Genomic DNA, 23907 nt, shown 5'->3' on the forward strand with positions numbered 1-23907 from the left:
TACGAGGTCGTCCGAGCCCCCGCGCACGCCCTCAGTCGCTCAGCCGCCGGTGGCGCTGGAGGCGGGCGAAGCCCTTGGCGTCGGACCGGGCGGACGGCGCCACCGCCCGCTCCAGGCGTTCCCGCACCTGTCCGACGTCGAGATGCATGCCGATGGCGACCAGCTCGCCGAAGCCGCCGTCGCCCGTGCCGGACGCCGCCCCGCCGACCCGCCTGCTGGTCACGTGCACCGACCGGCCCACGACGTTGACGACGTATCCGCGCAGGCTCCGGCCGGTGTCGACGACCACCCGACCCTTGATCCGGTACGCGCCGGGCGGCGGGTCCTCGAGCAGGTCGACCAGCGACCCGGGGCTGACCGGCCCGGACGCGGTGACCGTCACGGCGTCCGCGTGCTGGTGGTCGTGCTGGCGGCCGTCGCGCAGGAGCGCCGCGAGCGGAAGCTGGTCGGGCGGGTCCTCGGCGGACGCGGCGTCGTAGACCAGGGCGGGGTCCACGCGCCCGTGCGAGGTGCGCACCACCTGGGCCACGGGGTTGCGCTCGTGCACGCGGGCCTCGATGCGCGCGAGCGTCCGCTCGGCGTCCTCCGCGGACAGGCGGTCCGTCTTGTTCACGACGACGAGCGACGTCACCGAGTACCGCGCGGGCGCGCCGCCCCCGCGGTCGACGGTGCCGAAGTGCTCAACGGCGTCGACCACGTCGACCACTCCCCCGGGCCGCACCCGCTCGACGCCGCTGAACCGGATCATGCGGGACAGCGTCACGGGGTCGGCGATGCCGCTGGCCTCCACGATGACGACGTCCAGCCCGAGCCGCGGGCTGGTGAGCTTCTCAAGCGCGTCGTCGAGGCCGCCGGCGTCCTCCAGGCAGCACAGGCAGCCCCCCGCGATCGACTCCGGCTCGTCGATCTGGCCGGTGACCAGGCCCGCGTCGACGTTGACGTCGCCGAAGTCGTTGACCACTACACCGACCCGTGCCCCCGGTTGCTGCAGCAGGTGGTTGAGCAGCGTCGTCTTGCCCGCGCCGAGGTGGCCGGTCAGGGTCACCACGGGCACGCGCCAGGAGGCACCAGCCCTGCTCATCGCGCCTCCCTCCCGGTCCGACGGCGGTTCGGCGGCACCCGCGCGCCGCAGGTCAGATGATAACCGTTCTCATGACAGGGTTCGCCCCACGGAACCCTTGTCGCCCACAGCCGGAGCGTGTAGACCAGGCACCACATCGGCCCGATATGTCGGGTCCACCGGAGCGGAGTGCGGGATGCGGGCAGTCGTCTACGACGAGTACGGACCACCGGACGTGCTGCGGGTCGAGGAGATACCGAAGCCTGCTCCGGGGCCCGGCCAGGTGCTGGTCGAGGTAGCGGCGACGTCGGTCAACCTCTCCGACTGGGAGGGTCTGCACGGGACGCCGGCCTACGCGCGGTTCGGCGGGCTGCGCAGGCCGGGCCGGCGGGTCCTGGGCTCGGACATCGCCGGCTGGGTCGAGTCCGTCGGCTCCGACGTCACACGGTTCCGGCCGGGCGACGCGGTCTACGGCGACAACCTCACGCTCATGGGCGGCTTCGCCCGGTACGCGGTGGCGCCCGAGTCGGCCCTCGCACACAAGCCGGCGGCCCTGACGTTCGCCCAGGCGTCGACGCTGCCGCAGGCCGGCCCGATCGCAATCCAGGGCACCGCGGCGGCGGGCCCGGGCCGACGGGTGCTGATCAACGGCGCGGGCGGTGGCTCGGGCTCCTTCGCGATCCAGCTCGCCAGGAACGCCGGCGCGCACGTGACCGGTGTGGACAACGCCGGCAAGCTCGACCACATGCGGTCCCTCGGTGCCGACCGCGTCATCGACTACCGCAGCGAGGACTACACCCGGACCGGGCCCTACGACCTGGTGCTCGACCTCGTCGCCCACCGGTCCGTGCTCGCCTACCGCCGCGCGCTCGCGCCGGGCGGCCGGTACCTGTGCGTCGGCGGGCCCGTGCGGACGCTGCTGGAGATCCTGACCGCCGGCACCGTCACGGGCCTGCTGACCGGCCGCCGGATCCAGGTCCTGGCCGTGCGCCCGGGCCCCCAGCACTTCGAGCCGCTGGCCGATCAGTGCCTCGCCGGGCAGGTCGACATCCACATCGACCGCACCTACCCGCTCGACGAGGTCCCCCAGGCGCTGGCCTTCCACGGCGAGGGGCACGCCCTGGGCAAGGTGGTCATCGACATCGCGGGCCGCGCGCGGGAGTCGTGACCGGCCGGCCGTGCCCCCTGGCGGTCAGCGCTCGGGACGCCGCGCGACGGCCCAACGGAAGGCGTTCGTGAGCCGGTAGCCGCCGTCCGGCAGACGGAACGGTGCGGCGGCGTCGACGACGACGGGCGCGAGGTCCGCGATCGTCGACTCCTCCTCACCGAAGAGGATCCCGCGCACCAGATCCGTGTCGCCGCGCGCGGTCCACGCCACCGGCACGACGCCGGCGCCGAGCACGTCCCAGCCCGCGCCGCCCAGCACGCCGGCGAGTCCGCCCTCGACACGCAGTGGGCCGTCCTCGGGCGGTTCGTCGTCGTCGGCCGCGGCGAGCGCGACGTTGATCGCGTCCAGGTCGTTCCGCGCGCGCTCGGCCCACCCCGCCAGGCCGACGACGCCTCCCGGCGCCAGCACCCGGCGGGCCTCGGCGAGCGCCAGGTCCTGGTCCTCGGCGAACTGGAACGCGTTCACGGCGAGCACCACGTCGAAGGCGCCGTCGTCGAACGGGAGCCGCTCGAGGTCGCCGAGCCGCACGTCGACGCCGATCGCCCGCGCCCGGGCGAGCTCGGCCATCCGGGGCGCCGGGTCGACGCCGCTGGGCACCGCGCCCTGCTCCTGGAGGTGTTCCAGCAGCTCGCCGCTGCCGCAGCCGACGTCGAGCACTCGCGTGCCGTGCCCGATCCGGGCGGCGCGCAGCAGCGGCTCCCACGCGGGCCGCGCGAAGGTGCCCCAGTACCGGCCCCAGTCGTCGGCGACGGCGGACCAGGGGTCGTCCGGGCTGGTCGGCTGCATGCTCGGAGATTATCCGAACGCGACCGGTGTACCCGGTCCGGGTCAGATGGTGCGCGGCGCCTTGGCCAGGTTGGCGCGCAGCTCCTCGGCGTTCTGGCGGGACACGTAGGCGGGCCGGTCACGCTCGGCGCGCCAGGACTCGCTGAGCGGTCCGGCGCTCACGGTGTCGAAGCCTGCCTCGTCGTAGAACCGGGTCACGAGCTCGACGGCCTCCGGGTAGTCGCTCGCCGTCGCGAGGGCCCGGCGGTTCTCGGTCCCGGCCGGGGTGCCGTCCGTGGTGATGGTCGCGGCGGTGATCTGGTTGAACGCCTTGACGACCTTCGAGGTGGGCAGGTGCTCCTGCAGCAGGCCGGAGACCGTCGCCTCGCCGCGGTCGAGCACCTCGACACGGCCGTCGCGCTCCCAGTAGTAGTTGTTCGTGTCGAGCACGACCTTGCCCGCAAGGGGCTCGACCGGGATGTCGCGGTAGGACTTGAACGGCACGGAGACGACGGCGACGTCGGCCGCCTCGGCTGCCTCCTGGACCGTGGCCGCCCGGGCCTTGGGGCCCAGCTCCGCGACGAGGTCCGCGAGGGTCTCGGGACCGCGCGAGTTGGCGATCACCACCTCGTTGCCCTGCGCGATGGCGACGCGCGCCACCTGGCTGCCGATGTTTCCCGCTCCGATGATGCCGAAAGTAGTCATACAGTCGGCAACCCCAGGCATTCGTGGCGCATTCCGTCCACGCGCGGTCCCTACGTCACAAGCGTTCGTACGATGGCGTCCATGGCGAACGGCGATGCGGGATCCCACGGGCGGTCGTACCGGAAGGGTCCCGAGCGGCGCGCGCAGATCCTCCTCAGCGCGATGGGCCTGTTCGCCGAGCGCGGGGTGGGCGCCTCGCTGCGCGCCATCGGTGAGGCCATCGGCGTCTCGCACGCTGCCCTGCGGTACTACTTCGCCAACCGCGACGAGCTGCTCGTGGAGGTCTACCGGGCGCACGAGTCCCAGGTCCACGAGGCCGAGGCGCACGAACCGTCGGCACCCGAGGAGGTCTCGGCGGTCGCCATGATGGAGAAGAGCGCCGAGCGGAACCGTTCCATCCCCGGGCTGGTCGAGCTCTACGCGACGCTGACCACCGACGCCCTGCAGGGCGAGCAGCACCCGGCGACACGCGAGTTCGTCCAGGCGCGCTACCTGCGGGTCCGGGCGGATCTCGCCGAGCGGGTCCGGGCCGGTCAGCGGTCGGGCGCGATAGCCGCCGACGTCGACCCGGACGACGCCGCCGCGCTGGTCGTCGCAGCCTCCGACGGCCTGCAGCTGCAGTGGCTGCTGGCCCCCGGCGACGTCGACGTCCGCCGCTCGCTGGAGCTGCTGGAACGCCTCCTGCCGGGCCCTGGTGCGGGCGGGGCGGCCGAGGCCTGAGCGCTCGGCCGCCCTGGTGACCTACACCGGTGACGCGACTGTCGGGTCCCAGCCCTCCGGCAGCGGCGATACCGGCCCGACGGCGGAGTCGATCTCCACGGGCTTTCCGGCGTCCGCCGCATCCCGGACCGCGAGCAGGATGTCCAGCACGTGCGCGGCCACCGCCCCCGAGGCGCGTTCGGCGCCGCCGTCGCGGATCGAGCGCACCAGGTCGACCACCCCGGCGCCGCGGCCGAGCGCGGGGCCGACCGCCGGGAGCGCCGTCGGCTCGCCCGATCCGTAGCGCCACAGGGACGAGTCCCCGTCGAACCTGTTCGGGTCGGGCAGGACGATGGTGCCCTCGGTGCCGTTGATCTCGACGAGCCCGGCTCGGTCCAGGGCGTGCTGGAACGAGAACGTCGACTGTGCCGAACGACCGGGGCCGAACTCGATGAGCGCGGCGTGGTGCGTCGGCACCAGCACGTCGAACACCTCACCGGCCCGGGGTCCGCTGCCGATGGTGCGGGTCGGGCGGGACGTGGACGACACCGCCTGGACGCGGGTGGCGGACCCGAAGACGTGCACGAGGGTCGTCACGTAGTAGGGGCCCATGTCGAACAGCGGTCCCCCGCCGACCGCGAACAGGAAGTCGGGGCTCGGGTGCCAGGCCTCCGGGCCCGGCACGTGGAACATCGTGGTCGCGGTCAGTGGCTCCCCGATGTCACCGCGCGCGATCGCCCGCAGCGCCGTCTGGATGCCCGCGCCCAGCACGGTGTCGGGGGCGCACGCGACGCGCAGGCCGCGCGCCCCGGCGTCCGCCAGGAGGGCGGCCGCCGCGTCGTGGTCGAGGGCAAGCGGCTTCTCGCTCCACACGTGCTTGCCCGCGGCCAGGATGCGGTGCCCGACGTCGGCGTGCACCGCCGGGACGGTGAGGTTCACGACCACGTCGATGTCCTCGCGGGCCAGCAGCTCGTCCACGGTCCCCGAGGCCGGCACCCCGTACGCCTGGGCCTGCGCGGCGGCGCGCGCCTGGTCGAGGTCGGCGACGAACCGGACCTCGACGTCGGGGAACCGGGTCAGGTTCTCCAGGTACTGGGTCGAGATGTTGCCGGCGCCGATGATGCCGACGCCGGCCGCTCCGGGCCCGGTCACCGGTCGTTCTCCGCGAGCCAGGCGAACGACAGCGCGATGCCCGCGAACACGTCGCCGGCGTACGCGTCGAACTCGATCACGCGGGTCGCCCGGGGCGCGGCGGCCAGGATCGCCGGTACGTCCACCGCGCCGAAGCCCGCGGGCTGCTGGGCCTGGACGTCGCCGTCGAGCGTGCCGTCCTTGACGTGGATGAGGCGCACGCGGTCGCCGAACGCGCCCAGCAGCGCCGGGGTGTCGGCGCCGCCGACGCTCGCCCAGTAGGTGTCGACCTCGAGCACCACCGCCGGGTCCAGGTGCTCGACGAACAGCTCGAGAGCGTGCCTGCCCTCGATGCGGGTGCTCAGCTCCCAGGCGTGGTTGTGGTACCCGAACTCGAGGCCGCGCTCGGCGGCCAGCACCGCGAGCCCGTTGACGCGCTCGGCGAGCTCGGCCACCTGCTCCGCCGTCTGCCAGTGCTCCGCGGGGACGAACGGGTCGATCACCGTGGCCATGCCCAGCGTGGCCGCGGCGTCGAAGATCGCCTCGGGGGTGTCCGAGCCGAGCACGGGCGCGTGCCCCGACGGCGCGGTGATCCCCGCCTCAGCGAAGGCGCGGCCGTACTCCGCGGTGCGCTCGTGGAAGGCGTACGGCTCCACGTGCTCGAGCCCGATCTCGGCGAGGCGCGCCACGGCGCCGGCCAGGTCCTCGGCGACCGCGTCTTTGACCGAGTAGAGCTGTACTGAGGTGGTCGGCTTCGTCGTCGGCATGGAACTCCTTCGTTCGGCATGGTCAGCACGACGATCGTACCCAGAAATTCTTACAGTGGAAGATTTTTCTCGGAAGCCGCATGACTACCTGCTCGGCGTGGTCGCACCGCCATGGCTGCTCCAGATCGGGTTCTCCCGCACCAGTCCCGTCGCCGCGATGGCCATCATGTCCACGCTGCCCGTGACCAGCCATGTCACCGAGGTGCTCCAGGGCTCCGCGCAGGTCTCGTGGTCGCTGCTCCTGGCCGCCGCAGTGGTGGTGCTGGCGTTCTTCGCGAACCGGTCGGCGACCACCTTCGGGCACACCTGAGCACTCCGTTCAGGTACGGGCGGCAAAACACAAGGACAGGTCGGGTGTCATTCGGCAAGCAGGTGCCTCAGATAGGACCCGGGGTGGTTGAGGTACTGCCGCCAGTGGCCCACGATCTCCAGGTCGTCCCAGCTGGTGCGCTGGATACCGCCGTCGGACAGCTCCAGGATGTCCGCGCCGGGTGTGGAGGCCACGATCGGTGAGTGCGTGGCACAAATGACCTGCGCACCCGCGCCCAGCGACGAATGCAGAGCCGCGACGAGCTGCAGGCTCGCAGAGAACGACAGCGCAGCCTCGGGCTCGTCGAGCAGATACAGGCCCGGTTGGCTGAAGACCTCACGGAACACTGCGAGGTAGCCCTCGCCGTGGGACAGGGTCCGCAGGTCCTCCTGTGGATAACCAGGCACGATGATGTTGAACGAGGACACGAACTCCAGCAGGTCCAGGGCCGCCTCGGCCCGCAGGAAGTAGGACTGCTGGCGGTTACGACTGGAGTGAAACCGCTGGCCCTGAGCCGTGAGATCGAATGTGATCTTGCTGGCCAGGCTTCCAGGTTCGGGTCGGCGGTCCGGCTTGCCGCGTCCGCCGCGCGGGTTGATGCCCCACACCTCGGCAATAGCTTCGACCAGCGTGGACTTGCCCGACCCGTTCTCCCCGACCAGGAAGGTCAGCGGGCTCTTCAGCACCAGACCGTCGCTGGCTACCTGGCGGACGGCGGGGACGGTGAACGGCCATTCGTCCGCTTCGTCCGCGTCGGCGGTGATGTCGATGCGTTCGATCAGCACGAGCTCAGCGTCCCAGGACCTGATCGGCGAGGCGATGCAATGGTCCGACCATCTCGGTGTAGTCACCCTGCCGAGTCCGCGACAACATCCTGGCCACCGCCAGAAGCGTCGAACGACGGCCGTCCGGTGAGTCGAGGACTTCGCGGTGCTCGTTGTAGATCCGGTCTGCGACGTCGGGAACCAGGAGGCTGTGGCAGTACAGGGTCGCGACGTCGTACCCGAGTGGCGCCTGCCCCCACTGCTCCCAGTCCAGGATCACCAGATCTGGAGCGGTGAGGTTGGCCCAGTGCAGATCCGCGTGTGCTGTCTGCCAGTGGTCGACGACCGGGTCGATCCGCTCACCGAAGTACTCCCGCAGGCGTTGGGTCACGCGATCCTGCGTATACACAACCCGCTCGGTCGCCGTATGTGTCAGTGCCTGGAGAGACAGCGCCAGGTCACTGAACCACACAGCCTTGAACTCCGGTGCCGCGTGAAGCTCGGGCGTGGACGAGACCGAGAGCGGGTCGACCATCGACATGATCTCGACGCGGAACCACCGGTCGTCCTGATGTTCCTCGAAGGTGTCGAGGACCACCGGCTTCGGCACGCCAGTGATTACGTTCGCTGCGGCGTTTCCGGTCTAGAAGGCGCCGTCGACCCACTGCACCTGCTCGCTGACGACTCGGATCCAGCACCCAGAGCCGTCTGCGCGCGTGCCGGGCACGCCAAGAGTGCGGTCCAACCACCCGAATGACACCTGCCCCGCGGCCTTGCGCCCAAGGCGGTGCGCGGCCTGGCCGAGAAAGGCCAGCATCCGGTCGCGGTGTGCGGCGTCGGCCATGGTGTCGCCCATCGCTGTCACCCTACTCAGCCGTAATAGTTCGGCATGCATCCGCCACGCGGCTTGCAGGGACCGCCCTTGGGACCGCACAAGGGCTTGCACGCCGGGCTGTATGCCGGGCCGCACTCCGGGTCACAACGGTCCGGCATGCACTTGGGACTACAGCCGTCCGAAATGCCACGAGCCTCGAACGCTTCGCGGAGTGCGGTGGTTGTGTCGACGGCCACTCTGCCAGCAAGAACCTCGGCGAGCGCCGTGTCCTGCACGTTCCCGACCGGCATCCACCGGGTGAAGACGCATGGCCACACCTCCCCGGTGGCGCTGATGGCGATCACTCCGTCACCGCACCCGCCGCACAGCTCAGCCATCGACGCGTCGCGGTCACGGATACCGCGCCCGACCTGCCGCAGATGGTCGACACCAACCTCCGCCACCCCGAGAGCTTTCAGCTCTGCGGTAGCTGCCTGGACGTTCTGGTCGTCAAGCATCCCGATGATCCCGGCCCGCAACGGGATCCCGTGAGCCACAGCCTTCGTGATGTTCGCCCGGGTCCGGGCGTGCGTGTTCCGCTTCGTGATCAGCAGATGCTGTTTGGGGTCGTCGCTGTACCAGGAACATGCCAGCCGCACCCCCGGGCCGGGTGAACGTGTCCCACATCCGGGTCGAGACATGTACGAGGTTGGAGAACACCTCGACCTCCAAGCCGGACTCCAGGGCGTGTTCGACCAGGGTCGGGAGATCCGGGTGCAGGGTTGGCTCACCGCCGATGAACTGCACCATCCCCACCCCCAGAGCGGCGCACTGATCGATCACACGCCGCCAATCGGCGGTGGTCATGACTCCGTGAGTGCCGGCCGGCCCGGAATCGGCGTAGCAGTGCACGCACTCCAGCTGACACTTGCCCGTGACCTCCAGCCACACGAACTTGAGACCTGCGCCTTCGGACGGCGTGGCGGGAGTGGTCGTGATCGTCTCGGTCATCGTCATCTACCTCCAGATCGGGTGGTGCCTGCACGTGCGCCCGCAGAAGCAGGCTTGCGGCCGGGCGGCGGTGCTGGGCACCGCCCAGCCGCGAGTTCAGTGAGCCTGGACGGCGGTGGCGGGCGCTGCGCCCGCCCGGGTCCCGCCCGTGAGGTCCTCACGATCAGGCTGAGCGAGCGCATGCAGGATCAGTGCCGCACCGTCGTCCTCGACGTCCTTGGTCCCGTAGTTGGCGGAGAACCGGACCAGCGCAGATGCATTGCCCATCGCTATGCCCCGCTCAGCCCACGTCAGCATCGAGATGTCGTTCTCGCTGTCTCCGACGGCGACAGTCCGGCTCTTCGGGATGCCGAGCTCGCGGCGGATCGTCTCCAAAGCGGTCGCCTTGCTCACCCCGCCGGGTGTCACGTCGACCCAGTCCGGGCGAGTCCGCGTGGCGGTCATCCCGCCCGCGCGAATAGACGGGACAAGGTTCTGGGCGCCCGTACCGTAGATGGCCAGGCGCGGGGTTGCCTCGGCCCACAGGTCGTCGAGCCGGGCGACCTCGACCTGTGCGCCGCCGAGTTCCTGCGGCGGGAAGGGCTCCGAGACGTGGTAACCCACACCGACTATCTCGGCCGCTATCCGAAGGTCAGGACGGACGGCGGAAACGAGCTGCACGACGGCCTTGGCGTCAACCGTGTGTATCCCGACGACGTCGTATCCACCTCTGTTCAGTCGGACGACGACGCTGCCGTTCGAGGCAACGATCCAGCCGTCTGTGATTCCGAGGAGACGTGCTGCGTAGAGCGCTCCGGACAGGGAACGCCCCGTGGCGAGCACAAGCTCATGCCCGGCATGCAGGGCAGCCCGGATCCCAGCAAGAACGGCAGGGGTCGGGTCCTGGCCTGTCACGAGGAGAGTTCCGTCGATGTCGAGCGCCACCAGTCGCCGCGCGATCCGCGTGCCCGGCACGGACGCGGTCATCGGACTGATCCCACAGGCAGACACCTGGCGAACGCGAACCGGGTACCGCCGCGGTCCTGACGGTGATCAGTCGTCGCATCCCACTTCGCCACGGCTCCACTGTCATAGTGAACGTCCCTCGCGCTGGTCGTAGTCATCATGGCGGTTCCTTGGGTCGGTGGTGAGAAGTTCGACCAAGGTCGCATCCGATCGGGAGTGCAGACACCTGTTCAGCGGGCCACCGGCGAACGGATCTTTGGGTGTCTTGACCTGTGGTGATGGCCTCGCCCGCAGACATTGCCCATTGCGATGGGCAAAGAGGTTCCAGGATGGCTAAGGTTCGGATGTGGAAGGGCTACCTGCCGTGAGAACTCCGTCTGGACCGCCGCACGCACGCGCGAATCAACGCAAAGGAATCACTCCTCAAGCGCGAGGCAGAGAACTCGCCGCACAAGGAAAGAAGTTGTGGACCGAGTTGAGGTCCGTGAAGAACGCCGCAGTCGAGTTGATGGCCAGGTATCCAGATGTGCCCAGCTTGCAGGCGCACCGGTATGCGGCCGGATTGTCACAAGACCAGGCGGCTGGGCGCTACAACGACGTCACCGGAAACCAGACCAGCCTGGGCGGTACGACCATCAACGCCTGGGAGACGTGGGCCCGCGGCCGAGGACAGGGCTCACCGCCCTCGATGTCGAGCCTGCTCATCCTGTGCGCCGCCTACGGCAAAGGCCCCTTGGGCGTCGCCGAGGAGAGCATCAATCCGACAGAACTGATCGCCGAAGCCTACGAGCGGCTCACGGCCGAGGACCAACTCGCTCTGAAGCAGTTCGCCACCGACAAGCAAACGATCACAGGCGACGCATCAGCCCCGCTACCTGACACAGCACACAAGGATGTTCGCCCGGCGAGGGAACGGCAGGGCCAGATTGGCCAGGAGTTCATCTTGACGGTGCCCACCGTCGAGTACGGCAATCCTGATATCCAGGTGTTCAGCCTGCCCAATCCTCAGCCGGGGCGATTGCTCGACCTGACGTGGGAGACGTTTGGCCACGGCGTCCAGAGCCTGTCGCATCAGATCAAGAATCTCGGCAAGCGCCTCGACGCTGACATCTGCTTCGGGATCAACGAGGCCGGGCTGGTGATGGCGACATTCCTCGCCTCGTCCCGGTTCGCCCGATGCCCCATCGGCTACCTGCGCTGTAACAAGGTGAGCGACGGCGTGGTGCTCGATGGCGCCTCTTTCTTCCCCGATGTCAGAGACGCGCCGACCATCGTGATCTGCGACTTTGAGGTGAAGCACGCCGATGTGATCGGCTACATCGCACGACAGGTGCGCGCGAGGTACCCCCGAGCCGAGCTGTACTTCGCCGTGTTCGGGGCAATGACCAAGGACCGAGAGCTGGCGGTCGACAGCTTCGACGACCTGACCGGTGCGAAAATCATGCGCGCCGCAGACTTCGAGGCCGTGTTCATTGCCGCCACGATGAGCCCGCCGGGCATTGAGCCCCCACTTGAGTTGCGATAGCCGACTGGAGACGCCGTAGATGAGCAGCGAGATCCCGGTCCCGGAGTTGGCGGAGACCATTGCCGATCTGGTCAAGGCCACTATGGGCGAGATACGACCCCGCCTGGTCCAGGCCGCCCTGACCGGTCGTCGTGCGGAGAACAAGAACCTGCGCCACGAGGACAACTTCCTGTCCGACTACGACCTCTGGATGCACCAGCGCTATAAGGAGCTCCTCGCCGACGTCATCCCGTCGTTCATCTACGCCTCCGAGGAAGACGACCCCCAGGTCATCGGCGACGATCCCGACCCCGACCTATGCGTCCTGGTCGACCCCCTGGACACCAGCGAGCTGGCAGTGCGTGCCCTGCACGGTTACACCCACCTGATGGTCTACTCGCGGTCGTTGAGGCGGCCTGTCATCGCGATCGTCGGCGACATCTTCCACCACGTCCAGCTCTACCTCGCCATCCGCGACGACGACGGTTCGGACCGGGCGTTCCTGATCACGGCGGACGGCGATCGGCACGCCCTGGAGTCGCCGTCGAACGCTCGCCTCTCGCAGGCCTTGGTCACCAACTACCTGATGCGGCCGGCCGAGCGGTTCCAGCCCCTGGCACGACAGGAACGGTTTCTCGACCTCCTCAGCACCCCCGGCGAGGATGGGAGGGCGAAGGGACGGATCGGTGTCGACTTCGGCTCGATCAGCCTGTGCCACGTCGCTGCCGGGTTCACCGACGCGACCATGGAGATCGCCAAGGGCTTCGCCGTGTGGGACTTGTCGCCGGGGCACTACATCCTGCACGCGGCTGGAGGCTTCACCATCGACCTCGACGGAAACCCCATCGCACTCGACTACGGGCTAAACACCCTGGCCGAGATCAACAAAACCATGAGCCAACGGCGAAAGTTCATCGCCGCCGGCAACCACGCACTCGCCGAAGAGATCCGGAACGCGATCCGACTCTAGACCCCACGATGCCGAGGCCGTACCGACGAACAGAACCAGTTGCAGGCCCTCAAGTTGGCGCTCGCCTGGCGGATTCGGCACCACCGGTCGCTGACGACAGGTGGTCACCTGCCCTGCGGTCACCCGGGTGAAGTTGAGTCCTGTGCCAGATCGACCTCCCCGCGTCGTCCTAGGCTTCCCTTCATGGCTGACGCTGCGAAGCACGTCTTTATCTCGTATGTGCACGAAGACAGCCCTCGAGTGGACGAACTCTGCAAAGTCCTCACTGCGGCGCAGATTCCCTACTGGCGCGACCGGAAGGATCTCGGCCCTGGCGACGCTTGGAAGCAGAAGATTCGCAACGCCATCCAGAGCGGATCCCTCGTCTTCCTTGCCTGCTTCTCGGAACAATCGGTAGCAAAGGCGAAGTCGTACATGAACGAGGAACTCACGCTGGCGGCCGAAGAGCTGCGCCTACGTGCACCCGGCCGGCCGTGGCTCATCCCGCTTCGCCTCGACTCTGTCGAGATGCCGCAATGGGACTTGGGGGCTGGCCGAACTCTGGACGACTTTAACCGAGTCGACCTGTTTGGTGACGACTATGCCACGCAAGCCGTTCTATTGGCCACAGCAATCCATCGGTTGATGGGCGACGCCGCTCCAGACGAAGCAACAACGGCGGCTTCAGTACAAAGCGCTTCCGATCGTGAGCGGCCAGAGCGCCTCCGTCGAGCCACAAAGGAAATGCTTCCCGATCCATCGCGTCGGATCGCGCAGGACGACCTCATCAGTGGTGAAATGACGCGCGTTTTGAGCGCCATGCGTAACGAGACGTATTTTCCGACGCGGTTGACCGCAACGGAGGGTTCAGAGGCTATCACCGAGGTGGTAAGAACGGCCCAATCTTACTGGAGTTTGATCGCTCCCTTCTGCTGGTCGCTCCAGGTCGCCGCTCGGTGGGGCGAGCCTTCAGCTCTGGCACCCTGGAGTACTGCACTCCGCCGCCTCGGTACCGAGGCGGCGCAGGTGAAGAGTGGCCACACGATGCTGATTACTCTGCGCAATCTGCCGCTACTTGCGACTGTGTTCACAGCCGCACTGGCCGCAGCAAGCCAGGAACGCTGGCACAACCTGCGAACGCTGCTCGTGGACGTCACCGTGGCCACACCACGAGGTCCTCGAGCCGTCCCCCTCGTCAGGGCAACCGATCCCTACGAGCCATTCACGGATTTCGAGATGGTCCCGCACGCGCTCGCCCGAGCGGCAATCGAGCACGAGGATCCGGGAGAGGCCTTGGCAGCGTTCGGGGACGGACGTGCCACTAAATATCGCACGCCGGTCTCTGAATGGCTGCACCACATCCTTAAGCCAGTCTTCGCGGAACAACTCCCGGACGACCCCATATACGACACTCAGTTCGATCAGGCGGAAATACTCCTCGGATTGCTCGAACAAGACTTCGTGAACACGACCCGATCGGAAGATTCCCTGTGGGTTGGCGGTGCGCACTGGTTTGGGCGATCCACCTGGCGATCACGTTATAGTTCTGGCAACTCTCTTGAGACGCTCTCCGACCAACTCAAACACCAAGGCAACGCGTGGGGACCGCTCACCGCAGGTCTCTTTGGCGGTAGCCAAGACCGGGTACGGGTGGCCATCGAGGACTATCGCGGACTTTTCGAAAAGATCTCCGCAAGTCGCTGGTGACGAACTTCGAGCCACCAGCCGATCCGGCCGGTCTCGTCCAGGTGTGCCAACTGATGCGGCGCCGCACGGTCGAGGTTCGACTCGGCCCCGAGCAGCGGTTCGACGCCGATCGAGCGGTACGGCGCATCTTTGGGCCAGCCGCCGAGGTTGCGCCACACGACGAACGACACCGGCGCCGCGTATCCAGGCTCGACGCCCCAGGTGAGCGAGAGTCGGTCGGCGCCGTCCACTATGTCGACCCGGTCGGTCGCGACGACGGCGCAGCGGGCGGTCCCGTCGTCGGGGCCCAGGACGTCGAGCGGCACCCCGTCGCCGTCCGGCCAGGTGGACGGCACCGTCCGACCCCGCGCAGGCCACTCGACCACCAGCACGTCCGGTCGACCGGGCACCTCCAGCCGCGCGCCCGGACCGACGTCGAGCAGCATGTGCACCGCGTGCAGCACACTCGCGCCCGGCGGGCCATCGATCGCGTACCGCGCCCGCACGACGCCGTCGTCCGCGCTCAGCCGACGGCGCAGGGTGAGACCGCCGACCGAGACCGGCGCGACGTCGACACCCGGCTCGTCGTCGGCGGCGGACCACGGCCGCGACCACACCTCGCCGTGGTCGCTCGGGCCGTTGAGCGTCGGGAAGCACTCCTCGCCGCCGCCCGCGTCGACGAACGCGTCGCCCGGGGCGACGGCGGCGCGCTCGGCGTCGGGGATCCGCGGGTTGCGCCAGAGCCACTCGCGCTCGGGCGTGGCGAGCGACGTCCAGCGCCCGCCGAGCGCCAGGTCGGTTCGTACGGTCAGCGGCCGGGCCACGTCCGCGTCGGGCGCGGTCACACTCGGTTCAGTCACCCGCGCATCCTCACACCCGGTCCAGAATCACGACATCACAGTCCCGGTAGGCCCATCCGACGGCGAAGCCCTCGGTCCCGAGCTCCTTTCCGGTGAACGCTCTGGTCCCCACGTCGTCGCCGCGCAGCCGGTACCGGGCGTCCGGGTCCAGGTCACGGAGGTGCACGGTGAGATCGGCAGCGCCGGGCCGCCGCCATGCCAGCACGACGACGGAGTCCGCTCCCGTGTACTGCACCGCGCACGCCCCGTCCGCGGGAGAACCGTGCCGCCGCACCCGGCCGGTGTGCACCACGGACCGGACAGACCGGTACAGGGCCACCAGCGACGAGGCCCGGTCCCGCGTCGCCGCGTCCCACGCCAGGAGATCGGCGCCGATGCCGAGCACCCCCGCCATCGCGACGACGAACCGGAACTCCAGGCTCGCCGGCGCGCCGTCCCGGTCGCGGTCCAGCAGGTCCGGCAGGTCGGTGACCCACGAGCTCATCGTCCAGGCGGGCAGCACGCCCAGGAATCCGTGCTGGATCGCCAGCCGGTCGCGCGGCCCGGTCTCGTCGCTGGGCCAGACGACGTCGGTCCGCGCGAGCACCGCATGGTCGATCCGCCCGCCGCCCCCCGCGCACGCCTCGACCGTGACCCGCGGGAACTCGGCGCGCAGCGCGTCGAGGATCCGGTAGTAGGCCTGCGTGTGCCGCCAGGACCAGTCGTCGCCGCCGAGCACGCTCTGCCCGCCGTCGGCGATCGAGCGGTTCATGTCCCACTTGAGGTAGGTGATGTCGCCGTCGCCCAGCAGGCGGCGCAGCGTGCCCAGCACCCACTCCTCGACCTCGGGCCGGCCCAGGTTCAGCACGTACTGGTTGCGCAGCGTCTCCAAGGGCCGGCCGGCCACCTGGTGCGCCCACTCGGGGTGCGCGCGGTACAGGTCGCTGTCCGGGCTCACGGCCTCCGGCTCGACCCAGAGGCCGAACCGCATGCCGAGCGCGCGGACGCCGGCGGCGAGCGGGCCCAGGCCGTCCGGGTTCCGGTACAGGTCCACCTCCCAGTCGCCGAGCGCCGCGCGGTCGCTCGTGCGCCCGCGGAACCAACCGTCGTCGACCACGAAGACCTCGGCGCCGACCTCCCCGGCGGCCGCCGCGAGCTCGAGCTGGTGCTCCACGCGGACGTCGAACGTCGTGGCGAACCACGAGTTGTAGACGACCGGCCGGTGCTCGGGGCCGCGCGTGCGGGCCAGCGTCGCCTGGTAGGTGTGCCAGGCGTGCGCCAGGTCGTCGGCGTCACCCTCGACGCGTACCCCGGCGAGCGCCGGGGTGGTGAGCCGTTCCCCCGGGGCGAGGGTGAGGACGCCCGACTCGTCGTCCGGCCCGGCCGCGACCCGGACGTGGTCGGCGAAGGGGACGGCGTCGAGCGTCATCCGCCACGAGCCGCTCCACGCGAGCGCGACGCCGTACCGGACACCCGCGTCCGTTCCCGCGGGCACGACCGTCACCACCGGCGCATACGTGTGCGACGTGATGCCCTGCCGGCTGCCGATGCTCAGCGTCCCCGCGCCGAGTGTCGCCTCGAACGGCGTGAACTCCCGCGACCAGGCGCCACCCAGCAGGTTCACCGCCGCCCCTGCCACGGCCGGGATCGTGAACGCCCCGCCCCAGGCCCGGAGCAGCTCGATCGGCTGCTCCGAGGTGTTGTGCAGCTCCGCCCACTTCTCCACGACGTCGTGGGCGGGGTGGGTCCGCAGGTGCAGGCGCACGCCGAGGCCGAGCACCTCGTCGGCCAGCGGGCACACGAGGTGCGTGGCGCCGTCGTCGTCCCGTCCGAGCACTACCTCACCCGAGAGGACGAGCCGGGCGCCCCGCAGGCCGTCCGCCCGCCGGACCACGAGCTCGGCGCCGTGCACGTTGCGCGTGCCGAGCGCCGTCGCCTCCAGCGGGAGCAGGTCCAGGTCCGCCTCGAAGGACGACGTCGCCGCCACGGGCGCGGGTCCGTCGCCGCCGTCGGGCCCCCAGCCGACGGCGACCAGGCCTGCCCCGCGCGGTGCGAGCGCCACGGCGTACCGGCCCGACCGGGTCGGGAGCGTCCACGTCATTTGTTGGCCCCCACGAGAAGTCCGGACACGAACTGCTTCTGGAACATGAAGAAGACGATCGCCGTCGGGACGGCCGCCAGCAGCGATCCTGCCGCCACCACGTTCCACGCGCTCGCGTAGCCGCCCTGCAGGTTGAGCAGGGCCGCGGTGATCGGGAACTTCGACTCGGTGCGCAGCACCGTCATCGCCCAGATCAGGTCGTTGAAGATCCACGTCGTCGCCAGGGCCGCGAGCGCCGCCAGCGCCGGCCGGGACAGCGGCAGCACGATGCGCCAGAAGATGCCGCCGGGTCCGGCGCCGTCGAGCCGTGCGGCCTCGAAGACCTCGGTGGGCAGGCTGCGCATGAAGCCGTGCAGCACGAACGTGTAGAAGCCGATGCCGAACCCGACCTGCACGACGACGAGCGCGGTGCGCGTGTCGGCGATGCCGATGGCCTCGGTGATGGCCGCGACCGGGACGAGCAGGATCTGCGGCGGCAGGAGGTTTCCGGCGAGCATGGTGAGCAGGATGGTGCGGCGGCCGGGGATGTCGAACCGGCTGAGCGCGTAGGCGGCGACGGACGACAGCGCGAGGGAGGCGAAGACCGCCCACGCGGTGACGACGACGCTGTTGCCGAGCGCCTGGAGCACGCCGCCGTCGGTCAGTGCGGTGCCGAAGCCCTCGGTGCTGAACGACGCGGGGAGGGCGCCGAGGCCGCGGCTCGCGATGTCGTCGAAGGACCGGACGGCGACGAACAGGACGAACACGATGGGGCTCAGCCACAGGAGCGTCACCGGGATCATCGCGACGTGCAGCCACGGGGAGCGGGCAGGGCGTGCTGACATGTCAGTCCTCCGTCCGGGCCTGGCGGGCGAGGTAGGTGATGATGAAGCCGATCGCCAGGGCGAAGATGACCACGGCGATGGCCGAGGCGTAGCCGAGGTTCCCGGTGGTGAACGCCTGCTGGAACATGTAGGTGCTCAGCAGCTGGGTCTCGTTGTAGGGACCACCGCGCGTCATGGCCCAGACGATGTCGAAGGTGCGCAGCGAGTCGATGACGGTCACGGCGAAGACGACGGTGTTCACGCCGCGCAGCTGCGGCATGACGATGCGCCAGAACCGCTGCCACGCGTTGGCGCCGTCGACGGCGGCGGCCTCCTCGAGCGTCGGGTCGGTGCCCTTGAGACCGGCCAGGTACAGCACCATGATGTAGCCGACCTGGCGCCAGACGGCCGCGATCAGCACTGCCCACAGGGCGACGGCGGGGTCGGCGAGCCACTGGCGTTCCAGGTGCTCCAGCCCGATCAGGCCGAGCGTGCCGTTGATCGGCCCCTCCGGCGCGTACATGACGCGCCAGAACAGGCCGCTGACAGCGAGCGAGACGACCATGGGCAGGTAGATGGCGCTGCGGTACAGGCCGACCAGGGGTCCGGGCTTGTTCAGGGTGACGGCCAGGACGAGCCCGCCCACCACCGACAGGCCGCCGAAGCCGAGCACCCAGATCACGTTGTTCCGCAGGGCGGTCAGGAAGATCGGGTCGTCCGCCAGGTCGCGGAAGTTCTGCAGGCCGACGGGTTCCGCCAGGCCGATGCCGTCCCACCGGGTCAGGGCGAGCGAGAACGAGTTCGCGGCGGGCCAGAAGACCCAGAACAGCTCGAGCACGAACGGGACCAGCAGGAACACCCAGACCAGCAGCGGGACGCGCGCGAGCCGGGAGCGGCGGCGCGGCCTGCCGCTCCCGGCCCCGCCGCCCTGCCGCGTCGCGGCGACAGAGGTCTGGGCGCTCACGACGCGAAGACCCCCTCGGCCGCCGTCTGCCACTCGTCCAGGATGCTCTTCATCGAGTCGGGCTCGGCGAGGAACTTGGTCAGGGCGGTGTCGGCGGTGGCCTGGAGGGCGTCGGAGGAGTCACGGTTGAAGAACTGCGTGATCTCTTCGGTGCTGCTGAGCAGCTCGATGCCCTTCTGCACGAGCGGGCTGAAGGCGGACGTGTCGACGTCGGGCGACGTCGGCAGGTTGGCGGAGCCGGACTGCTCGATGAACTGCTGCTGCGACTCCGCCGAGGCGAGGTAGCTCAGCAGGTCGAGCGCGCCCTGGTGGTTGTCGCTCTTGGCGGCCGCGAAGAACCCGTCGGTCGGCGCCTCCTCCGCGGTGGGCACCGAGTCGTTGATGACCGGGACCGAGAAGAAGTCGAGGTCGTCCTGCTGGTCCTCGGGGAAGTAGGAGGTGACGAACGCCCCGACGAGGTACATCGCCGACTTGTCCTGGGCCATCGGCGTCGCGGCCTCCTGGGCCGAGTACGACACCATGTTCTTGTCGAAGTACGGGATGAGCCGCTTGTACTCCTCCATGACGGCGACGACCTCGGGGTCGTTGAACGCGTGCTCGCCGGCCAGCAGCTCCCGGTGGTACTGCGCGCCGTTGACCCGCAGGTTCAGGTAGTCGAACCAGCCCGACGCCATCCACGGCGTGGACGCCAGGCCGTTCGTCAGCGGGTTGATCCCCTGGCCCCGGAGGTTCTCGCACAGGGCGTGGAACTCGTCCCACGACGTCGGCGGCTCGACGCCCCACTTCTCGAACGACGACTTCTTGTAGAACACGCTCCACCAGTAGTAGTTGGTGGGCACGAAGATCTGCTTGCCGTCGGCACCCGACGAGAGGCCGCGCAGCGCGTCGGAGTACCCGGCGCACGCGCCGTCGCCCTCCCACAGCGGCGACACGTCGAGCAGCAGGCCCTCCTCGGCGTAGGACCGGGCGACCGACCCGGCGTACCAGCTCAGCACCTCGGGCGCGTCGCCGGAGCGCAGGTAGTTGGTCAGCTGCGCCCGGAACTGCTCGGTCGCCACCGAGTTCATGGTGACGTCGCCGCCCGGGTAGGCCTTGACGAGCGCCTCCAGCGCGGCCTTCGGGTCGGCGTCCTGGATCGAGTTCTGCAGGGTCACGACGCCGGTGCTCGCACCGCCACCGCCGCCACCACCGCTCGGCGTCGTACCCACGCACGCGGCCAGCAGGCTCGCGGCGCCCAGCGTCATGCCGCCCGCGAGCAGCTGGCGGCGGGTCAGTTCGAACATCCTGGTTCGCTCGGACATCTTGGTTCCTCCTTCGTGCGCCCTCGTTGGCGCACTGGTGAATTCGGTGCAGTGCATTCAGTGCACGGAAACGGGTAGGTCCGCATCCGTGGTCGGTCCGGCCGGTGTGGGTCCGTGCAGCAGCTCCGCGCCCCGGCGGGCGACGCCGTGCCGCAGATCGGCCGCATGCCGGGACGCCGCCAGCTCCGGCCGCCGCAGCAGGGTCTCGCCCGCCGCGGTGTCGTCGGCCAGGAGGGCGAGCTGCGCGTCCAGGAAGAGCACGCGCCGGTCGCGCACCCGTAGCGGGTCCTCCTCGAACAGCAGGAGGTCGGGCAGCGAGGTGGCGAAGTAGTCCACGCGGGGCACCTCGACGGCGTACCGGTCGCGGTAGGCGCGCAGCGACGCCGTCAGCTTGTCCCCCGCGTCGTGCTGCCCGGTGCGGCGCAGGGCGAGCACCGTCCAGAACGTCTGCTCACCGTGCTCCTGCGTGCTCATGTCGACGAAGTCGCCGCGCTGCGCCGCGGCGGTGCGCCACGCGTCGGCGGCGTCGCCGGTCTGCCCGGCGGCCGCGAGCGCGTCCCCGAGCAGCAGGTGCAGGTACGCGGTGCTGGCCAGCGGATGACGCGCCTCGCCGAGGTTGCGCGGCGGCGCGAGAGCCGCCCGCACGTGCTCGACGGCGGCGCGCGCCCGGGCGTCGGCGAGCGCGTCCAGCGCGAGCCGGGTGTGCGCCCGGTCCCAGGCCAGCAGGGCCTGGCCCTCGCCGCCCTCCCAGGGGTGGAGCCGGCGGCGGCCGAGGATCGTCACGGCCTGGTCGGCGCGCCCTTCGGTGATCATCAGGTGCAGCGTCTCGACGGCGAGGTCGTCGCGGTCGAGGGCGGCGGGGCCGCCGTCGTCGGATGACCATGCACTTGCTGCCAGATTCGATGCCTGGCTGGCAGCAGATGCATGGTCATCTGATGCCATCAGGGCGTCGAGCCGGGCCGCGGGGCTCGTGCCCGTGAGCGCCGCCAGCTGGTCGCTCTCGTACAGCAGCCGGGCGTCACCCGGCGCGGCGGCACGGGCCCGGACGTACGCGTCGCGGGCCGCGGTCAGGTCCCGCTCGTGGTTGACGGCGCCCAGGCCGATGTTCCGCCAGGCGACCGCGTCGTCCGGGTCCAGCGCCACCGCCGCCCGCCACAGGGCCAGGGCGTCCGCGCGGCGTCCGGCGGCGTAGGTCCAGTGGCCCAGCAGCGACCGGGCGACGGCGTCGCCGGGTTCGACGTCGGCCGCCTCCTGGAGCACCGCCGCGTCGGCGAGCCGACCGGGAAAGCACCAGGTCGCGTCGAGGGTGCGGGCCCGAGCCCGCTCCTCCGCGGCTTCGGCAGCACGGCCCGCGAGCCGCAGCACGTGCGCGCGGTGGTAGGCAAGCAGCGGCCGGACGGCGGTCTGGCCCGCCGGCCGGTGGTCCTCGCGGCGTTCGGCGTCGGCCAGGCAGGCCAGCGCGGCGTCGTGCTCCCCCACCCCGGCGAGCTCGATCGCGACGTCCAGGAGAGTCTGGGCGTCGCCGCTCGCGGGCAGCCCGTCCAGGTGCCGCAGCCAGGCGTCGAGCGGGTCGAGCGCGCGAGCCGCGGCCAGCGCGGAGGCCGCGGCCTCGGGCTGCCCCGCCCGGCGGTGGCACACCACCGCGAGCGCGAGCGCCTGCAGGTGGTCCGGCTCGGTGCGGCGCACGTCGGCCAGCCGGGCGAGGGCTTGCTCGTAGCGGCCCGCGCGCGCGTCGAGCCGGGCCATCCGGTAGCCGGCCGGGGCCCGCCAGGCCCGAGCCCAGGCGGCCTGCGCGTAGGCCTCGTAGGCGCCGGAGTCGTCGCCGAGCACCTCGCGCACCAGGCCCAGCAGGTAGACGGCGGTGGTGTCGCGGGGGCTGCGGTGCAGCCTGGTCAGGCGCCCGACGGCGCGTTCGAGGTGCTCGGCCGCCTCCGTGAAGCTGCCCGCGACGTAGGCGCGCCGCGCGAGACCGATCAGGCTGTCCGTCTGCCCGGGGTCCCGGCGCAGCGCCTCGTGCCAGTACGGCTCGGGGGCGCGGGTGGCGTGCCGGTACAGCTCGAGGTGCGCCGCGATCAGCGCCAGCTCCTCGACGCTGCCGACCTGCTCGGGCGCGGGCGGCTCCTCGGCGGGGGCGGGGGTCTCGACGGGCGCGTCGCTGGTCGAGCCCGTCGAGACCTCCTGCTCGTCCCAGGTGACCAGCACCCGCCCCTCGTGGGTCACCGTCACCGTGAGCGGCCCCGTCCCCGCGAGCAGGTCGTGCGTGAGCTGGACCGGGTGCGCCGGGTCGGCGTCCACGACGTCGGTCGCCAGGACGCGGTCGCCGTCCGACAGCGTCACCTCGATCCCCCGCAGGGGACGCGGCACGACGACGCCGGTCCGCGCCGTCGTGCCCGAGCGGGTCGTCAGCCGCTCCAGGCGGACGGCGGCGTCGAGGGTGGCCCGGTCCACCGGCCCGACCTCGCGGAACGGGTACCAGAACTGGGAGAACACCTTGGTCTCACCGGGGGCGAGGTGCGCGAAGTCAGGCTGGTTGTCCGTGAACACGCCGGCCATCAGCTCGACGTAGTGAGAGCCGTCGTCGGCCAGGTTCTCGTCCCAGGCGTGCCCGAACGGGGCGTTGCCCCAGGTCCACTGCTTCTTGCCGGGCGAGAGCGCGCGGTCCGCGACGTGCACGAAGCCGAGGCGGGTCGCGTGGTCGTACCCGCCGAAGAACTCCTCGTCACTGGCCAGGCACATGTACGACGTCGGCACCGGGATGTTGCGGTACCAGTCGAGCTGGTCGCCGGTGAGCCCGGCGCCGTCGGCGGCGGTGCGGACGTCCCCCGTCCGGGCGGGGTAGTCGACGCCGTAGTACGGCCGGTCGGCGTGCGGGAACGCCGTGATCGCGCGCCGCGCATGGTCGGCCACGTACGTGACATCGTGCGGGAAGAAGGACTGGTAGTCGTCGTCCACCTTGGCCGCGACGTTGGCCCACCACAGGAACGACTGCGGCAGCTCGGTGCGGTTGTAGAGCCGCACCGTCAGCTCCAGCACGGCGCTGTCGGGGCGCAGCCGCACGCCGTGCATGCCCTTCATCCGCGTGAACGGGTCGTGGTCGGAGCACCAGACGACGACGGCGCCGTCGGGCTCCTCCTCGATCTCGACGTCCACCGGGAGGTAGGTCGCCGGGCGGTGGTGCTGGGGCCAGTTGAGCTCGACGCCGCCCGCCACCCACGGGCCCGCCAGACCGACGAGCGCGGGCTTGATGACCGGGTTCGTCCAGAAGAAGTCCTGGCCGGTGCGGCGTTCCCGGGCCACGTGGATGCGCCCGCCGAGCTCCGGCAGCACCACCACGCGCAGCCACTCGTTCTCGAGGTGCACCGCGCGCCAGGCCCGCTGGTGGGGCTCGTCGGCGATCTGGTGGTGGAACGGGAGCGGGTACACCCGCCCCGACGAGCCCTGGTAGACCCGCCGGTCCAGGTACGCGGGAAACCTGTCGGGCGGCAGGGGTTCGTAGGTGGTCAGGGTGAGCGGCGCCTCCCAGGCGACCGCGGCCCGGCCGGCCAGGTCGTCGGGCCGGGCGGGAAGGTCGGGCAGGTCGGGCGCTGACTCCTCATCGAGCATGTGACCGACGGTACGAAC

At 70.5% G+C, this 23907-nt stretch carries 23 protein-coding genes; 6 read left to right on the forward strand and 17 right to left on the reverse strand.

What is annotated here, in order from left to right:
- Window positions 1-31 precede the first annotated feature (31 nt).
- Complete coding sequence (locus ACQEVI_RS04035) at window positions 32-1081, reverse strand: CobW family GTP-binding protein (protein WP_432894945.1); 1050 nt, start codon at window positions 1079-1081, stop codon at window positions 32-34.
- Between the two features lie 175 nt (window positions 1082-1256).
- Between ACQEVI_RS04035 and ACQEVI_RS04040 the strand changes: the two genes are divergently transcribed.
- The gene (locus ACQEVI_RS04040; protein ID WP_432894947.1) at window positions 1257-2228 is read left to right on the forward strand and encodes an NAD(P)-dependent alcohol dehydrogenase; all 972 of its coding nucleotides are present in this window, start codon (window positions 1257-1259) and stop codon (window positions 2226-2228) included.
- 24 nt (window positions 2229-2252) lie between these two features.
- On the opposite strand, the gene ACQEVI_RS04045 is transcribed toward ACQEVI_RS04040, so the two are convergent.
- On the reverse strand, window positions 2253-3014 hold the full coding sequence (locus ACQEVI_RS04045; RefSeq protein ID WP_432894949.1) for a class I SAM-dependent methyltransferase: 762 nt from the start codon (window positions 3012-3014) through the stop codon (window positions 2253-2255).
- A 42-nt stretch (window positions 3015-3056) separates the two neighbouring features.
- Window positions 3057-3698, reverse strand: a complete 642-nt coding sequence (locus ACQEVI_RS04050) for an NADPH-dependent F420 reductase (protein WP_432894951.1) — start codon at window positions 3696-3698, stop codon at window positions 3057-3059.
- 81 nt (window positions 3699-3779) lie between these two features.
- Here ACQEVI_RS04050 and ACQEVI_RS04055 point away from each other — a divergent pair, with 81 nt between their 5' ends.
- The gene (locus ACQEVI_RS04055; protein WP_432894954.1) at window positions 3780-4418 is read left to right on the forward strand and encodes a TetR/AcrR family transcriptional regulator; all 639 of its coding nucleotides are present in this window, start codon (window positions 3780-3782) and stop codon (window positions 4416-4418) included.
- 21 nt (window positions 4419-4439) lie between these two features.
- Here the strand turns inward: ACQEVI_RS04055 and ACQEVI_RS04060 are convergent, their stop codons facing one another.
- Both ACQEVI_RS04060 and ACQEVI_RS04065 read right to left on the reverse strand, forming a co-directional pair.
- Window positions 4440-5549, reverse strand: coding sequence for a Gfo/Idh/MocA family protein (locus ACQEVI_RS04060; RefSeq protein WP_432894956.1), 1110 nt, complete (start codon window positions 5547-5549; stop codon window positions 4440-4442).
- Window positions 5546-6295, reverse strand: a complete 750-nt coding sequence (locus tag ACQEVI_RS04065) for a sugar phosphate isomerase/epimerase family protein (protein ID WP_432894958.1) — start codon at window positions 6293-6295, stop codon at window positions 5546-5548. The genes ACQEVI_RS04060 and ACQEVI_RS04065 overlap by 4 nt, the downstream gene beginning before the upstream one ends.
- A gap of 55 nt (window positions 6296-6350) precedes the next feature.
- Between ACQEVI_RS04065 and ACQEVI_RS04070 the strand changes: the two genes are divergently transcribed.
- Window positions 6351-6605, forward strand: coding sequence for a hypothetical protein (locus tag ACQEVI_RS04070; protein WP_432894960.1), 255 nt, complete (start codon window positions 6351-6353; stop codon window positions 6603-6605).
- Window positions 6606-6652: 47 nt separating this feature from the next.
- Here ACQEVI_RS04070 and ACQEVI_RS04075 read toward each other — a convergent pair whose 3' ends face one another.
- From ACQEVI_RS04075 to ACQEVI_RS04100, 6 genes are all read right to left on the reverse strand, one after another.
- On the reverse strand, window positions 6653-7390 hold the full coding sequence (locus tag ACQEVI_RS04075) for an ATP-binding cassette domain-containing protein (protein WP_432894962.1): 738 nt from the start codon (window positions 7388-7390) through the stop codon (window positions 6653-6655).
- 4 nt (window positions 7391-7394) lie between these two features.
- On the reverse strand, window positions 7395-7979 hold the full coding sequence (locus tag ACQEVI_RS04080) for a hypothetical protein (protein ID WP_432894964.1): 585 nt from the start codon (window positions 7977-7979) through the stop codon (window positions 7395-7397).
- A gap of 33 nt (window positions 7980-8012) precedes the next feature.
- A complete protein-coding gene (locus tag ACQEVI_RS04085; protein WP_432894967.1) occupies window positions 8013-8225 on the reverse strand; it encodes a hypothetical protein in 213 nt (70 codons plus the stop codon).
- A 14-nt stretch (window positions 8226-8239) separates the two neighbouring features.
- Window positions 8240-8701: an SPASM domain-containing protein gene (locus ACQEVI_RS04090; RefSeq protein ID WP_432894969.1), complete on the reverse strand. Its 462-nt coding sequence runs from the start codon at window positions 8699-8701 to the stop codon at window positions 8240-8242.
- Complete coding sequence (locus tag ACQEVI_RS04095; protein WP_432894971.1) at window positions 8694-9194, reverse strand: radical SAM protein; 501 nt, start codon at window positions 9192-9194, stop codon at window positions 8694-8696. Before ACQEVI_RS04095 ends, ACQEVI_RS04090 begins: the two co-directional genes overlap by 8 nt.
- A 96-nt stretch (window positions 9195-9290) precedes the next feature.
- On the reverse strand, window positions 9291-10160 hold the full coding sequence (locus ACQEVI_RS04100) for an HAD family hydrolase (RefSeq protein WP_432894973.1): 870 nt from the start codon (window positions 10158-10160) through the stop codon (window positions 9291-9293).
- A gap of 463 nt (window positions 10161-10623) precedes the next feature.
- On the opposite strand from ACQEVI_RS04100, the gene ACQEVI_RS04105 reads away from it, so the two are divergent.
- The 3 genes from ACQEVI_RS04105 to ACQEVI_RS04115 all read left to right on the forward strand — a co-directional run bounded on the left by ACQEVI_RS04105 (window position 10624) and on the right by ACQEVI_RS04115 (window position 14299).
- Window positions 10624-11664: a helix-turn-helix domain-containing protein gene (locus tag ACQEVI_RS04105; RefSeq protein WP_432894975.1), complete on the forward strand. Its 1041-nt coding sequence runs from the start codon at window positions 10624-10626 to the stop codon at window positions 11662-11664.
- A 19-nt stretch (window positions 11665-11683) separates the two neighbouring features.
- Window positions 11684-12613, forward strand: a complete 930-nt coding sequence (locus ACQEVI_RS04110) for an inositol monophosphatase family protein (RefSeq protein WP_432894977.1) — start codon at window positions 11684-11686, stop codon at window positions 12611-12613.
- Window positions 12614-12796: 183 nt separating this feature from the next.
- On the forward strand, window positions 12797-14299 hold the full coding sequence (locus ACQEVI_RS04115; RefSeq protein WP_432894979.1) for a toll/interleukin-1 receptor domain-containing protein: 1503 nt from the start codon (window positions 12797-12799) through the stop codon (window positions 14297-14299).
- On the opposite strand, the gene ACQEVI_RS04120 is transcribed toward ACQEVI_RS04115, so the two are convergent.
- Genes ACQEVI_RS04120 through ACQEVI_RS04145 form a run of 6 tightly spaced genes read right to left on the reverse strand, consistent with a single transcriptional unit; the run spans window position 14257 to window position 23889 of the window.
- Window positions 14257-15138 carry a hypothetical protein gene (locus ACQEVI_RS04120; protein ID WP_432894981.1) on the reverse strand — a complete coding sequence of 294 codons (882 nt, stop codon included), beginning with the start codon at window positions 15136-15138 and terminating at the stop codon, window positions 14257-14259. The two genes, ACQEVI_RS04115 and ACQEVI_RS04120, sit on opposite strands and share 43 nt — an antisense overlap.
- A gap of 10 nt (window positions 15139-15148) precedes the next feature.
- The gene (locus ACQEVI_RS04125; protein ID WP_432894983.1) at window positions 15149-17218 is read right to left on the reverse strand and encodes an alpha-galactosidase; all 2070 of its coding nucleotides are present in this window, start codon (window positions 17216-17218) and stop codon (window positions 15149-15151) included.
- The gene (locus tag ACQEVI_RS04130) at window positions 17215-18042 is read right to left on the reverse strand and encodes a carbohydrate ABC transporter permease (protein ID WP_432894985.1); all 828 of its coding nucleotides are present in this window, start codon (window positions 18040-18042) and stop codon (window positions 17215-17217) included. Before ACQEVI_RS04130 ends, ACQEVI_RS04125 begins: the two co-directional genes overlap by 4 nt.
- A 1-nt stretch (window position 18043) precedes the next feature.
- Window positions 18044-18985: a carbohydrate ABC transporter permease gene (locus ACQEVI_RS04135; RefSeq protein ID WP_432894987.1), complete on the reverse strand. Its 942-nt coding sequence runs from the start codon at window positions 18983-18985 to the stop codon at window positions 18044-18046.
- On the reverse strand, window positions 18982-20286 hold the full coding sequence (locus tag ACQEVI_RS04140) for an ABC transporter substrate-binding protein (protein WP_432894989.1): 1305 nt from the start codon (window positions 20284-20286) through the stop codon (window positions 18982-18984). Before ACQEVI_RS04140 ends, ACQEVI_RS04135 begins: the two co-directional genes overlap by 4 nt.
- A gap of 57 nt (window positions 20287-20343) precedes the next feature.
- Entirely contained in the window at window positions 20344-23889 is a 3546-nt protein-coding gene (locus ACQEVI_RS04145) for a DUF5107 domain-containing protein (protein ID WP_432894991.1), read from the reverse strand.
- Window positions 23890-23907 lie beyond the last annotated feature (18 nt).

The sequence above is a fragment of the Promicromonospora sp. CA-289599 genome (assembly GCF_050936155.1).
GTDB lineage: Bacteria > Actinomycetota > Actinomycetes > Actinomycetales > Cellulomonadaceae > Promicromonospora.